The sequence below is a fragment of the bacterium genome, from assembly GCA_020444325.1.
Classification (GTDB): Bacteria; Bacteroidota; Ignavibacteria; order SZUA-365; family SZUA-365; genus BM516.
In genome coordinates, this window is sequence record JAHLLD010000015.1 from 1 (window position 1) to 13607 (window position 13607).

The 13607-nt window shown below is 56.0% G+C and carries 9 protein-coding genes and 1 riboswitch; of the genes, 5 read left to right on the top strand and 4 right to left on the bottom strand.

Annotated features, from left to right (window positions below; genetic code table 11):
* Positions 1 to 290: 290 nt before the first annotated feature.
* Entirely contained in the window at positions 291 to 695 is a 405-nt protein-coding gene (locus tag KQI65_16090) for a hypothetical protein (protein MCB2206264.1), read from the bottom strand.
* Between the two features lie 269 nt (positions 696 to 964).
* Positions 965 to 2617 (bottom strand): insulinase family protein, encoded by a 1653-nt coding sequence (locus tag KQI65_16095; protein ID MCB2206265.1) that lies wholly within the window; start codon positions 2615 to 2617, stop codon positions 965 to 967.
* Between the two features lie 28 nt (positions 2618 to 2645).
* Positions 2646 to 2749: riboswitch (TPP riboswitch) on the top strand.
* Between the two features lie 99 nt (positions 2750 to 2848).
* Between KQI65_16095 and KQI65_16100 the strand changes: the two genes are divergently transcribed.
* The 4 genes from KQI65_16100 (at position 2849) to groL (ending at position 8609) form a co-directional block, all read left to right on the top strand.
* Positions 2849 to 5359: a TonB-dependent receptor gene (locus KQI65_16100; GenBank protein ID MCB2206266.1), complete on the top strand. Its 2511-nt coding sequence runs from the start codon at positions 2849 to 2851 to the stop codon at positions 5357 to 5359.
* Between the two features lie 39 nt (positions 5360 to 5398).
* A complete protein-coding gene (locus KQI65_16105) occupies positions 5399 to 6112 on the top strand; it encodes a thiamine diphosphokinase (protein ID MCB2206267.1) in 714 nt (237 codons plus the stop codon).
* Positions 6113 to 6630: 518 nt separating this feature from the next.
* Positions 6631 to 6918 carry a co-chaperone GroES gene (groES, locus tag KQI65_16110; protein ID MCB2206268.1) on the top strand — a complete coding sequence of 96 codons (288 nt, stop codon included), beginning with the start codon at positions 6631 to 6633 and terminating at the stop codon, positions 6916 to 6918.
* Positions 6919 to 6971: 53 nt separating this feature from the next.
* Positions 6972 to 8609 carry a chaperonin GroEL gene (groL, locus tag KQI65_16115; GenBank protein ID MCB2206269.1) on the top strand — a complete coding sequence of 546 codons (1638 nt, stop codon included), beginning with the start codon at positions 6972 to 6974 and terminating at the stop codon, positions 8607 to 8609.
* Positions 8610 to 8690: 81 nt separating this feature from the next.
* On the opposite strand, the gene KQI65_16120 is transcribed toward groL, so the two are convergent.
* Positions 8691 to 9608 carry a TPM domain-containing protein gene (locus KQI65_16120; protein MCB2206270.1) on the bottom strand — a complete coding sequence of 306 codons (918 nt, stop codon included), beginning with the start codon at positions 9606 to 9608 and terminating at the stop codon, positions 8691 to 8693.
* Positions 9609 to 9617: 9 nt separating this feature from the next.
* Entirely contained in the window at positions 9618 to 10277 is a 660-nt protein-coding gene (locus tag KQI65_16125; protein MCB2206271.1) for a TPM domain-containing protein, read from the bottom strand.
* A gap of 232 nt (positions 10278 to 10509) precedes the next feature.
* Here KQI65_16125 and KQI65_16130 point away from each other — a divergent pair, with 232 nt between their 5' ends.
* On the top strand, positions 10510 to 13449 hold the full coding sequence (locus KQI65_16130) for a VWA domain-containing protein (protein MCB2206272.1): 2940 nt from the start codon (positions 10510 to 10512) through the stop codon (positions 13447 to 13449).
* The last annotated feature ends 158 nt before the right edge of the window (positions 13450 to 13607 follow it).

Below are 13607 nucleotides of genomic sequence, written 5' to 3' on the forward strand. Positions count from 1 at the left end.
GAAATCGATCGTCGAAATCGAAATCGAAATCGAAATCGATCGTCGAAATCGAAATCGAAATCGAAATCGATCGTCGAAATCGAAATCGAAATCGAAATCGATCTCGCACTCGCACTCGCCCTCGTATCCCCATAAAAAAACCCGCCCCCCTTATTGTATGGCACGCAGTAGAGGGGGGCGGGTTTGTTGCACGGAGGTATTATGCAATGAGAACGTTGTTAGGTCAAAGGTGCTACGCTTTTTGGTTACGGGTCATAGTGTTCAGGGTGTGCTTCCTGAGACTACATTGGTCAATTCTTCTTTGCGGGCTTGATGTACTGATTCAGAGCGGACCATGAGGGGGCAGAGGGCTCGCTGCCGCGATGGTCAAAGCGATACGAGATGTTGCTGCGGGCCGCAACGACCTGCATGGTGATGCCGTTGTCTTCGATACTGAGATAGAGCCCCTCGTCTTCACGGGCGTCGAGTACGGCGGAAACGTTATTCACATGATCGGTGTAACGGACAACGCCGTCGGCAAGCATGTTGTCGAACTGCAGGTGGTAATCGGCAAGCGTCACTGCCTGTTCATTGATAGTCACTGTGCCGTCGGTCGTCGGACACACCATGGTCATGGTGGCGCCGGGGTCCTGTGCATATGCTCCTGCGGTCAGCAGAGGCAGGGCGATCATTATCGAAAAAAGCATCTTACGCATCTTGTATTCTCCTTCGTGTTGCCGCGTATTCTCAAATTGTCACGGCCGTTTTCAATGTCACCCGATATATATGAAAATACCATGCCAAAGTTCCGTTTTGCGGCATATGGCCGTTAAACCGTGGGGCAGATTTCGTCCCTGTGAAAATTGTGAACTTTTTGTGAAATCGATTCACAGCTCTTACAAGGAAAAGCCCGCCGCGCGAAGGAATTGCGGGCGGGCCTGTTATGTGTTATAGCCGGGGCGTGTGAGGTGTCAGGGCCAGCGGATCAGGGTTCCACGGCGTATTCGCGTTTGCCCATCGGAACGGCGCTGAAAAGCAGCTGATTGCCGTCGGTGAGGTATTTCCCGGCAACACGCTGGATGTCGGCGGAGATGACGGATTGCTGCTTGTCGTAGAGGAGATACGGGAGCAACGGGTTTCCGGAGTACATCATACCCAGGTTGAGAAGATCACCGCGTCCGCCAAAGCCGTAAAAAGCTTCCTGGGGACTGAAGAAATCCATGCCGATCTGATTCCTGGCGCCGATGATTTCCTCCTCCGTCGCGCCGTCAGCGGCAAGTGACTCGAGCAGCTGCATGATTTGCCGATACAGGGGTGTGAGCTTGGCTTCGGGTTTGACCGTGATGCTTATCCAGAAATTCCCACCGAGTTCCTGTGAACTCTGGTACGCTTCTGTCCGCACAATGGATGGATTGACCGAGACCATCCCCTGTTGTATGAGGGAATGCGCGGAGCCATTCAGAATTTTCGCCAGTACCTGCAGTGCCGCCTCATCCTCGTGGCCGTATCGGACAGAAGGAAATACCATGTGCAGGACATTGTATTCAAGCCGGTCTTCGCGGATAAAGGCGCTCTGTCCAATCGGTGTGAACGCGTCCGGAATGTCTTTCCACCGGGAAGCGATGCCAGCGGGAATGTCCCCGAATGCTTCCTTGATCATGCGCTTCACATCTGCAGCATCAAACTGTCCGCTGACCGTCAGACTGGCGTTCGAAGGCGAATAGAAACGTTTCATGAAGGATTGCACATCTTCGATGCGGATGGAATCCAGATCGTCGGCCTCACCGATGGTGCTGTGACGGTAAGGATGCCCCTCGGCGTAGAGTTCATGGTAAATCTGCTGCCTGAATGAGCCGAGAGACTGTTTTTTGCGTCGCTCATGCTCACGGGCAAGCGCAGCGATGATAGCGTCAAAATACTCGATGTTGACGGTTTCAGTCGCATTGCGCATGCGATCCGCCTCTATCGTCAACGCCTTCTTCATCATGGACGCGGGGAATACCGAGGCGATATTCAGCCAGTCGACTGAAGTACGCGCCTGGATGGATACCCCAGCCATGTCGCGCAAGCGCAGCAACTCTTCCCGAGGAACGGCCTGCGTCCCTGTCAGAAGCAGTTCGCCCGCAATATTCGCAATGCCGGTTTTCCCCTTTGTATCACGCGAAGAACCGGCGCGATAGGCCAGGTTGACCGAAATCAACGGCAGCGTGCTGTCCGGATGCAGCACCACCTGCAGTCCGTTTGTCAGTGAAAAAACTTCATGAACCGGACGGTAGCTCTGTCCCTGCACCATGGCCGGCACACAGAGCAACACAATCAATAGTATTGTCTTGTTCGTTTTCATCCCATCAAAATACTTCGTCCCATCCATACCGCGCAATGCAGGAGAGAATACGAGTGCGAGAGCGAGAGCGAAATCGAGAGCGAGGGCGAAATCGAGAGCGAGGGCGAAATCGAGAGCGAGGGCGAAATCGAGAGCGAGGGCGAAATCGAGAGCGAGAGCGAAACGAAGCCGGAAAATCGAAATCGATGGCGGTAGATCGATTCCCCTGCTGCTTACACGCCCGAAATTGTCCCATTCTCCGCGTAAATCCGTAAGATCCGTGAAAAATCCGTGTTCCCATTGAACACGGTCCATTTGACTTCGAGGCGTGTTTCGGTTATGTTGTGGGCTCTCGGGGTGCTGTCCGCGAAAAAATGGACAGCTGAGATCATACCCGTCGAACCTGACCCGGATAATGCCGGCGTAGGGAAGGAAGCTCCCCCCGCCGTTGTTCTGCTTCATGCAGGGTCAACGGTTTTTTCTTTCCTCCCCCATCTGAGCCGTGCCAGGGTCGAGTTCCAGTGTCACTCAAGATAGGAGTTTGTTATGAGGACAGTCTGGATTCTCGCCCTTGCAGTTTTTGTTTCGCTGCAGGGTGTATCCGCACAAGACCTGAGCGGAACGGTACGTGACGCGCGTACCGGTTCACCGCTCCCAGCCGCCAATGTCGTACTCTCGCCAGCGGGCAATGCGCCCACGGGCAAGGCGCCCACGGGCAAGGCGCCCATGGGCAGGGGCATGCCGACCGACCGGTCGGGGCAGTTTCTTTTCGAAGATCTCGATGCCGGTACGTACACCGTGCGCGTCAGTTATGTTGGCTACAGTACCTTCGAGCAGGAAATCTCCATCTCGGGGGATCGCCTGCTGAACATTCGCCTGCAGGCGAAACCGATGCCGGGACCGGAGATCGAGATTTCCGCCATGAAAGCGCGTGAGCGTTTTTCCCCGGTCACATTTTCCGAACTGAAGCGGGAGGACCTTGAAAGTGAGTACTTCGTGCAGGATATCCCCGTCATGCTGTCGGATCTGCCTTCGGTAACGTATTATTCCGAAGGTGGCAGCGGACTGGGATACAATTATCTCCGCATTCGCGGTTTCGATCAACGCCGCCTCGCAGTGATGGTCAACGGTGTTCCGCAGAACGATCCGGAAGATCACAATGTGTACTGGATCGATTTTGTGGATCTGCTCGGCAATACCGAGGAAATCCAGGTGCAACGCGGTGCGGGAAGCGCATTCTACGGTCCCCCCGCCATCGGCGGCTCCATCAACATCGTCACCGGCGACTTCGCCAATCGAAAGGGCATCACCGTCAGCAGCGGCGCGGGAAGCTACAACACGCAGCGCTTTGCGCTTGCAGTGGGATCCGGTCTGGTGGACGACACCTACACCTTCTTCGGTCGGCTGTCGAGCATGAGCACTGACGGCTACCGGGACCATTCCTACATGAAAGCGAGCTCCTATTACTTCGCGGCCACCCGCTACGACGAGAATTTCACAACGCGTATCAATGCGTACGGGGGACCGCTGGAAGACGGACTCGTGTACTACGGTCTGCCGAAATTCGCGATCGAAAATCGCGACCTGCGCCGGGCCAATTACAATTACTGGGAAGCGGAAGACGGGGAATACACCTGGACGTCGCCCCGACGCAAACAGGAACACGAGAAATTCAGTCAGCCGCATTTCGAACTGCTCAATGAATGGAAAGCTTCCGATGCGCTGACGTTCAACAGTGCGCTCTTTTATGTCATCGGACAGGGGTATTTCGACTACGACGGTACGGGATGGACCGACGCCGCGTACTACCGCCTCACGACGGAATATGGCTTTGAAAACGCGGGCGATCCTCTCAATCCCATCATCCGTGCATACGTGGACAACCGCCAGGTGGGGTGGCTGCCGCGAATGACGCTGCAGCACGACGGCGGTACGATGACGGCCGGACTCGAACTGCGCTACCACCGCTCGGAACACTGGGGTCGCATTGAATCGGCAGGCGGACTTCCCGCCGAGCTCGATCCGAGCCGGCATTACTATGAATATCGCGGGGGAAAGAACATTGCCGCGGCATACGTACAGGAGCAGCTGCAGCTGACCGACCGCATCAATCTGATGGGGAACATCCAGTACGTATTCAATCGCTATAAACTGTTTGATGAGAAGTATGTCGGTACCTCCTTCGATGTCGATTATCATTTCATCAATCCGCGGCTCGGCATCAATGTCAATCTCGATCCGTCATGGAACGTCTATGGCAATGTTTCGTACACGCATCGCGAGCCCCGACTGAAAAACCTGTATGACGCCGCAGAATCCAGTGGCGGCACCACGCCGCAGTTCGCACAGCTGGCCGATGGCAGGTATGATTTCAACAATCCGCAGGTGAAGCCCGAAAAGCTGCTCAACTTCGAACTCGGCACAGGCTTCATCGGGGAGCGTCACCAGATTCTGCTCAATGGCTACTTCATGGATTTCGAGGATGAAATCATCAAGAGCGGGGGGCTCGATCGCTTCGGCCAGCCGATTACCGGCAATGCAGATCAGACCCTGCACATGGGAATCGAAGTGGTTGCACGCTATCAGTTGCTGCGCAGTCTGATGATCGAGGCGAACGGAATGTTCAGCCGCAGCCGTCTTGAGAAATACACGGTGTTCGACACTGATGGTAACGGCGCGGCATTGCCCATTGAACTCGATGGCAACCGCATCGCCGGTTTCCCCGAACAGCTCGCCAATCTGAAGCTCACCTGGCGTCGCTACGGATTCACCACGGTGCTGACGCTCAAGTACGTCGGCGATCAGTACACCGACAATTTCGAGGGCAAATACTATTCTGACGCATACGACGGTCGCGGACACGTGGTGGATCCCTACACTGTGCTGAATGCATCCCTCGGCTACCGCACTCCGCCGGTCCTGGGCTTTCGTGCCGTGGATCTTCGTCTCGCAGTCAACAACCTCCTTGACCGTCTCTACGCCCAGAGCGGGGAAGGCAACCAGTTCTTCGTCGCGGCGGAACGGAATTTCTTTTTTGATATCCAGGTGCATCTCTGAGATGTGTACGCAACCCATATCCGGCAGGCAGGAGCAGGGATGGAACTCACACATGCTTCACCATCATCCACGAACATGATGCCGCATACCGATGACCAATACTCCCTTCTCGTCTGCAATGGCGAGCTCGCCGCACCAGATGTGGTGCGGCAGCTTGCCAGCCGGGCGGATTCCATTGTCTGTGCAGATGGTGGCGCCAATGCCATGCATGAACTCGGCATTTTGCCGGATACCGTCATAGGTGATTTCGATTCGATCAGGGATGATGTGCAGCAGTCCCTGAGCGAGAGGGGGGTAGAACTCCTTCATCTGACCCGTCAGGATGATACCGATCTCGAAAAAGCGCTCATGCTGCTGCGCGACCGAAGCGTGCCCCGCGTCATCGTCCTCGGAGCCACCGGGAAACAGCTGGATCACAGTTTCGGGAATTTCTCCATCCTCAAACGCTATATAGATCGCATGCACATCGTGCTCTTCGACAGTGCGTTTCGCGTGGATTTCGTCCGCAGCGGAGCAAGCTATCGTGGCCGTGCCGGTGATCGCGTCAGTCTCGTACCGTTTCCCCGTGCTGAAGAGGTCACGTACACCGGCCTCCGCTACCCGCTCGACGCCGCCACTCTTGAACTCGGAGAACGTGAAGGTACCTGTAACGAAGCCCTCGGTGAAGCCTTCGACGTCTCCCTCCGTGCCGGGACATTGCTGCTTTTCCGTTCTCTGCATGCAGAACTGTATCTCCACCCCTTTCTCGACTAATGCCTGCCTTCCGCTACAGTTATGTATCACCGCTGTAGTGGCTTTCCTCCCATCACAGGGGCTTTCCTCCCATCACAGGGGCTTTCTCCCGTCACAGGGGCTTTCCTCCCGTCACAGGGGCTTTCCACCCGTCACAGGGGGCTTTCCTCAGGTCCTGCGAGAGGATTTTAACCTATCCTAAAATTTCAGCGACGCTAATTAGGCCAGCCTAAATGGCGATTTAAAGGCTCCGAACTGCCATTTTGACTGTATGGACTGCCAAACGCTGCCTCTTGACAATTTCCGTACGACGACGCGGCAATTCTCCAGCACGTAATGGAGCCTGAGTAAGCGCGATTGCGATATGTACGGGAATCTGGATTCCGGTAACTGGAATCGTAACAATAGTTTAGCAATCGATCTCTTGACTTTTGTAATTCAGCATATTATGTTAGCACTCTGTAATTAAGAGTGCTAACAAATCGTCACCCACTATACAATCATACTCAAGTTCTAATTGGAGGAACATCGTTATGGCAATGAATCTGAAGCCCCTGTCTGACAGGGTCATTGTTCGTCCTCTCGAGGCGGAAGAGAAAACCGCCGGTGGTCTTTTCATCCCCGATTCCGCAAAGGAGAAGCCTCAGCAGGGCGAAATCGTCGCAGCTGGACCGGGCAAGGTCAGCGATGACGGCAAGCAGATTCCGATGGAAGTCAAGGTCGGAGACAAAGTGCTGTACGGGAAATATTCCGGGACGGAAATCAGCAGCGAAGGTGAAGACTTCCTCATCATGCGCGAAAACGACATTTTCGCCATCGTCGGGTAAGCAACGCAGACTGTATTTCATATTTATAGAAAAATCACAAGGAGAAACTGCACATGGCAGCGAAAATCATTGATTACAATGTTGACGCACGCAACGCGCTCAAGCGTGGCGTCGATCAGCTTGCCAACGCCGTCAAGGTGACGCTCGGACCGAAAGGCCGCAACGTGGTCATCGACAAGAAGTTCGGTGCGCCGACCGTGACCAAGGATGGTGTGACGGTAGCGAAGGAAATCGAACTCGAGGATCCCGTTGAGAACATGGGTGCACAGATGGTGCGTGAAGTCGCTTCCAAGACAAGCGACGTCGCCGGTGATGGTACGACCACCGCAACAGTGCTCGCGCAGGCCATTGTGCGTGAAGGACTGAAGAATGTGGTTGCAGGTGCCAATCCGATGGACATCAAGCGCGGTATCGATCTTGCCGTGAAGCAGATCGTTGAAAGCCTGCGTGAAATGAGCCAGGAAATCGGTGACAACAAGGCGAGCATCGCAAACGTCGGCGCCATTTCCGCCAACAACGACATGACCATCGGCAAGCTTATCAGCGATGCGATGGAAAAGGTCGGCAAAGATGGCGTGATCACCGTCGAAGATGCCAAGGGCATGGAAACGCTGCTTGACGTCGTCGAAGGTATGCAGTTTGATCGCGGCTACCTCAGTCCGTACTTCGTCACGAATACCGATTCGATGAAGACCGAACTCGAGAATCCCTTCATCCTGATTCACGACAAGAAGATCAGCAATATGAAGGACCTGCTCCCGATCCTCGAAAAGACCGCACAGCAGGGTCGCCCGATCCTCATCATTGCCGAAGACATCGAAGGTGAAGCGCTTGCGACGCTGGTCGTCAATAAGCTGCGCGGCACCCTGAAAGTCGCTGCCGTCAAGGCGCCCGGCTTCGGTGACCGCCGCAAAGCCATGCTCGAAGACATCGCCGTGCTGACCAACGGTACCGTCATCAGCGAAGAGAAGGGCTACAAGCTCGAGAACGCAACGCTCAACTATTTGGGTACTGCAAAGCGCGTCGAAATCGACAAGGACAACACGACCATCGTCGAGGGCGCCGGCGAAGCCGATGCCATCAAGCAGCGCATCAACGAGATCAAGGTGCAGATCGAGAACACGACCAGCGACTATGATCGTGAGAAGCTGCAGGAGCGTCTGGCCAAACTGTCGGGCGGTGTCGCTGTGCTGAAAATCGGAGCAGCCACGGAAGTGGAAATGAAGGAAAAGAAAGCGCGCGTCGAAGACGCCCTGCACGCAACCCGCGCGGCCGTCGAAGAAGGAATCGTGCCTGGTGGTGGCGTTGCATTCATTCGCAGCGTGTCCAAGCTCGAAGGCCTCACCGGTGAGAACGAAGATCAGAACGTCGGTATCGACATCGTGCGCCGCGCACTTGAAGAGCCCATGCGTCAGATCGTCGCCAATGCCGGACTCGAAGGCTCGGTGATCGTGCAGAAGATCAAGGAAGGAAAAAATGACTACGGCTTCAATGCGAGCACTGAAGTGTACGAGAACCTGGTCGAGGCTGGTGTGATCGATCCGACCAAGGTGTCGCGCATCGCTCTCGAGAATGCCGCTTCCGTCGCCTCCCTGCTCATCACGACCGAATGCACGATCGTGGAGAAGGAAGAGGACACGCCTCCCATGCCGGCAATGCCGGGTGGCGGTGGCATGGACGGCATGTACTAAGCCGCACCATTCCAGTTGTATGAAAAAAGCCTCGTCCAATCGACGAGGCTTTTTTCATATTGTCCTTCTAACATAACAGGATTACCATCCACCGGAAGAGCCGCCCCCACCGAAGCTCCCACCACCACCGCTGAACCCTCCGGACGAAAATCCACCCGAACTGAATCCGCCGGATGAGAATCCTCCGCTGCTCCAGCTGCCGCTGCGCGAGCGGTTCATTTTTTTCATCTTCTCCGAGAGCTTCTTTCCAAAGGAGGTTTTCGGGAGGAATATCTTGAGCAGTGGATACCCCGCCAGATAAAGCACGAACAGGATGGCGCCGAAGGGGATATCCCAGACGTTGAAGAACGCCGCCGGCACCGCGTAAAAGGGGATGAGGAAGGCATAGAGGAACCATCCCATGCAGCCCTCCGTCGCGAGTCCGATCACCGTGAACAACCCGACAATGCTGAGCCAGAAAATCAGGAAGAAAGCCATTCCCTCCATTTCATTGTCGGATGAACGCGCGATCTCTTCCTGTGAAAGCGTGCCGTCGGCGGCTTCCATGATGGCCTGCAACCCCTGCCGAATCCCTTCCTGGAATTCCCCACGCCGGAACAGCGGCGTGATGACCTGGTGGATGATGTATGATGACGCAGCGTCCGTGACCGATGCTTCGAGTCCGTACCCGACCTCGATGCGCATCTTTCTGTCGTCCTTCGCGATAAGCAGGAGCACCCCGTTGTCGACACCTTTCTGTCCCAGTTTCCAGGTTTCGACGACGCGGATGGAAAACGCCTCGAGCGGTTCACCCTCAAGGGATGGAATCGTGAGGAGTACCAGCTGGTTACCGGTTTTTTCCTCATACGCGGTCAGTGTCTGTTCGAGTTCGGCAACCGCATCGGTGCCGAGCAGGTGCGCGGTGTCATTGATATGACCGCTGAGATAGGGGATATCGAGCGCGCGCGCGACAAACACGAGTGCGATGAACAGAGGCAGAATATAGAGTGTACGTTTCATGGCGCGGCCTCAGGTGTCGCTGGTGCGGAGGGAATCGTCGAGTTCGTTGCTGTCGTCAGGACGAATTTCCACGCCTCTGCGTTCGAGGAGCTGCCCGCATTTCCAGATTGCCTCAAGCATGCCGTCGGCGGGAGAACCGTTTTTCATCGCGTGCACGATGACCTGGACGATCTCATCCCACTCATCTTTTTTGACAAGCTCGTTGATTCCTTTGTCCCCGAGGATGCAAACCCTGCGCTCGAAAAGGGAGAGGAAGATCAGGATGCCGGTGCGTTCCCGCGTTTCAAAGACCTCTTCTTCGAGGAACGCGAGGGAAGCGCGCTCGTCGACGCGCTGCTGTTCCATCGCGTCCGGTATTACCGCACGCTTGAGCACAGGGACGTAAGCGACCAGCAGGCCTCCGAGTCCGAAGGCGAGTACCGTGATGGCGCCGACCTCTGCGAGGGTAAGCGGCAGCCACCAGTCCGTCCCGAGTGAAATCACCGAGAAAACAAACAGCACGAGGAAGGCGGCAAGCGATCCACCGCGCAGCCAGGCCTCGGGATAGTTGTCTGCTCTGCCTACCACGTAGGGCACGATTTCGCCCGAGGTGCGGGATTCGGCTTCCTTCACCGCCTCGGCAATGCGTTTTTTGTCTTCCTCTGAGAACAGCTGTTCAGGTTTGATCATGATGCTTCCGATACTGAATGATGAACAGGGAAAAATACCGATCATACCGCCAGCAGACAAGGCAGCAGCAACAGTCCGGGCGGCAGTGGCAGACAGGGCAGCTGATCTGCCAGTCGCCATCAGGTATGGGCGAAGCGACACGGGCGCACCTGCTTTCGCCTTGAATTTATGGCCCTGTTGCGTATTTTGAGAACTTATAACCGCATCCGTGAATTACTTGAGGGGTCCCCGTATGAAGTTTTGCAAGGGTTTTGCCGCACTGCTGCTCGTGACCGTGTTGATGGCACCGTCACTGCAGGCGCAGATTGATCTCGAAGTGGACAGCGTTATGACATCGTCATTCCCGACGGTGCAGGTCAACGTCATCACCCGCTTCAGTAACGTGATCACCCGCGAATACGACAGCACGAACTTCCAGCTGTGGGAAGAAGGTTTTGCGCAGGGACCGCTGCACTACACATGTCCTTCACCGACGAAAAGTTTTTCCCTTACCATCGTCATCGCCGTCGGATCGACGATGTCGGCAGGGGACATCGGTTATGCCAAGGGGGTGGCCACACGTCTCGTCAACCGGATGAACGGACTGACGGATGAAGGGTCTGTGATGGTCTATGACGGGAATCAGCTCCTTCAGCAGGAATTCACACATATCAAACCACTGCTCACATCGCGCATCGATGCCATCGCAGGCAACGGTGGTGCAAACCACATGTGGGACGGCGTCTATGCCGGCGTCTCATACTGCGCCAATGACGGTGTGCATCCTTCACGTGGCGTCCTCATCCTTTCAAATGGAAAAGGTGATGGCGGTACCAAGAATCTGAACGATGTGATCCAGCTGGCGAAAACTGCGAAAATCCCGGTGTACTGCCTCGGTGTCAATGCGGTCAACAGCGACCAGGACATGAAAGAACTTTCGGCGCAGACGGGCGGGACGTATTTCTCGAATGCGGACCAGACTGTGCAGCAGCTCATCGATGATCTCAACGGCACACCGCCGTACTGTACGCTCGAGTACACAAGCACCAATCTCTGCCGTGACGGAGAAGCGCGCAATCTGATGCTGCGTCTGCGCAAGGACAATGACAGTACCGATGTAAATGACAGCTTCCCGCTGAGTGCGGATGCATCAACCAACGTCAGCGTTACGCTGAAGACGGATACCGGTACGGTGACGACCGGGCTGCCCAGTGACATCGCATTGCTGCTTCAGCCGGCAGTTCAGGGACAGCGTCTGTATGACGGCAGTATCTCCCTGCAGTTCGATACCTCGGCCCTGAAGCTGCAGGCCGTGCGTACCGCTGGTTACATGGCCGAAGGTGTGACCGCATCCCCCGCAATGACGGCAACCGGCGCGGATATCACACTCACGGGTACGGCCCAGCTTGACGGTGGAGGAACGCTGATGATGCTGGAGTTCGTGGGTGGTAACGTGACAGCTGCGACCGTCGTCAGCGTTGGTGTCGGCGACTTCCAGCAGAGTCGAGGCTGCCTCGATGCGACGCTCGCCTCTGCAAATATCAACGTGCAGCCCAAGCGGGCATCCATCGCCACTGCCGCACAGCCAGTCATTTTCAACTGGGATGCTGCGGGGAACCATTACCTGCCGGATCCTGCCGCCGTGACCGTCGAGGTGACAAATGACGGTGATCTTCCGGTGAGCAATCTCAGCGCCACCTTCGGAGGAGCGCCCGAAGTGCGCCTGGCCTACAATGCCGGTTCGACCGTCGCAGTCGTCCCCTCCACACTCGAGCCCGGCAAGAAAGGAAGCGCCACATTTTATGTGCAGGCTCTCCCACAGCAGTCAGAGGTGACGGCACAGGTGGATGCCACGGTGCAGTCTGCCGAAGGTGCCCAGGCGCTGCAGAAACTGTATCTCAACATCAAGCCTGCCGAATCCGGATACCGCCTCAGCTGTGAAGCCGATCAGATCGTGATCAACGGCGGTAATTATGAACCGGATCCCGCAGAAGTGCGCGCGACGATTACCTCGGCTGGAACGATGGACAGTCCGGCCGGCGACGTCACCATCGTCCTGCCGCCTGAGCTGACCCTCAACGGTGGCAACGCGACACAGTCCTTTGCCTCCATGGCACCCGGCAATGACCAGACGCTCGTCTGGCCTATCGACTATCCGCACCCGATGACGGCAACCGATTACCCCATCATGCTTATCGCCTCCGCGAACGGTTATCCCGCAGACACCTGTCATACCACGCTGACCGTCCCGGTGCTCACTGCCGTGAACCTGGAAATGCAGTGTGGTATTACTCCGGCCATCGCCGATACCGCCACGGGCTATGACGACCTCCGTGTTTCGTCTGTCGTCAGGAATACCGGCGGAGCGACGGCATACGGCGTCGAGGCAAGCCTGACATTGCCCGCGGGCTTCGTTCTCGGCAGCGGTGAGATGAATACCAAGACTGTGGCCGACTCCCTGCAGCCCGGCGACTCCGCGACGGTAATGTGGACATTCGATTCCTTCCTCACTCTGGGTTGCGGTCCGCATCCCTACACGGTGGATATCGATGTCACGACGAACCTGGGTGAAGATGCACAGTGTTCGGCGAACGGCGAACTCCAATTCCCCGACAACCTGCTCCCCGAAATCATCCAGGCCGCACCGGCGGATATCGATACCGTGCTGAAGGGCGACGACGTGCAGTTCAGTGTGGATATGTTCGACTGGGAAGGTACGGTGCTGAGCTATTTCTGGTATGTCGACGGTATGGTTGAATCCACCACCGGAAACAGTTTTGACTGGAATTTCGATACGGTCGGCGATTTCGAAATCATGGTCGAAATCTACGACTCGTGCAGTATTGCGACCGATGAAGCCGTGACCTACACCTGGAACGTCACCGTGGTGAACTCCACCGGCGTTGCTGACGGTCCGGCTGCAGCGGGTGGCTTCGCCATCACTGGCAACTATCCCAACCCCTTCAATCCCGCCACGGTGATTGAATACCGTGTGGCTGAAGGACAGCATCGCGTACAGCTCGACGTGCTCGATATGTACGGCCGCGTGGTACGCACCCTGGTCGATGCGCAGTGTGCGGGCGGCACCTACCGCCAGAGCTTCAGTGCCGTCGATCTGCCGAGTGGAACATATATCGCTCGCCTGAGCAGCGGAGGCAGCGTGCAGTTTCACCGCATGATGCTTGTGAAATAGTTCTAGGCCATTTGGAAGGCGTTCAAGCTGAGCCGGAAGCCCCTCGGGTTTGCGAACCATTCAGCTGATGCAAAGATTGAATAAATGGAAAGATGGAAATATGTGTTCAGGCGCATGTTTCCATCTTTTCATTTTTCTATTTTTCCATCATCCGACCA

Coding starts and splice junctions, on each gene's coding strand:
- KQI65_16120 (MCB2206270.1), bottom strand. CDS start 9,608: ATGAAACGTACACTCTATATTCTGCCTCTGTTCATCGCACTCGTGTTT.
- KQI65_16095 (MCB2206265.1), bottom strand. CDS start 2,617: ATGGACCGTGTTCAATGGGAACACGGATTTTTCACGGATCTTACGGAT.
- KQI65_16130 (MCB2206272.1), top strand. CDS start 10,510: ATGAAGTTTTGCAAGGGTTTTGCCGCACTGCTGCTCGTGACCGTGTTG.
- KQI65_16090 (MCB2206264.1), bottom strand. CDS start 695: ATGCGTAAGATGCTTTTTTCGATAATGATCGCCCTGCCTCTGCTGACC.
- KQI65_16100 (MCB2206266.1), top strand. CDS start 2,849: ATGAGGACAGTCTGGATTCTCGCCCTTGCAGTTTTTGTTTCGCTGCAG.
- groES (MCB2206268.1), top strand. CDS start 6,631: ATGAATCTGAAGCCCCTGTCTGACAGGGTCATTGTTCGTCCTCTCGAG.
- groL (MCB2206269.1), top strand. CDS start 6,972: ATGGCAGCGAAAATCATTGATTACAATGTTGACGCACGCAACGCGCTC.
- KQI65_16125 (MCB2206271.1), bottom strand. CDS start 10,277: ATGATCAAACCTGAACAGCTGTTCTCAGAGGAAGACAAAAAACGCATT.
- KQI65_16105 (MCB2206267.1), top strand. CDS start 5,399: ATGGAACTCACACATGCTTCACCATCATCCACGAACATGATGCCGCAT.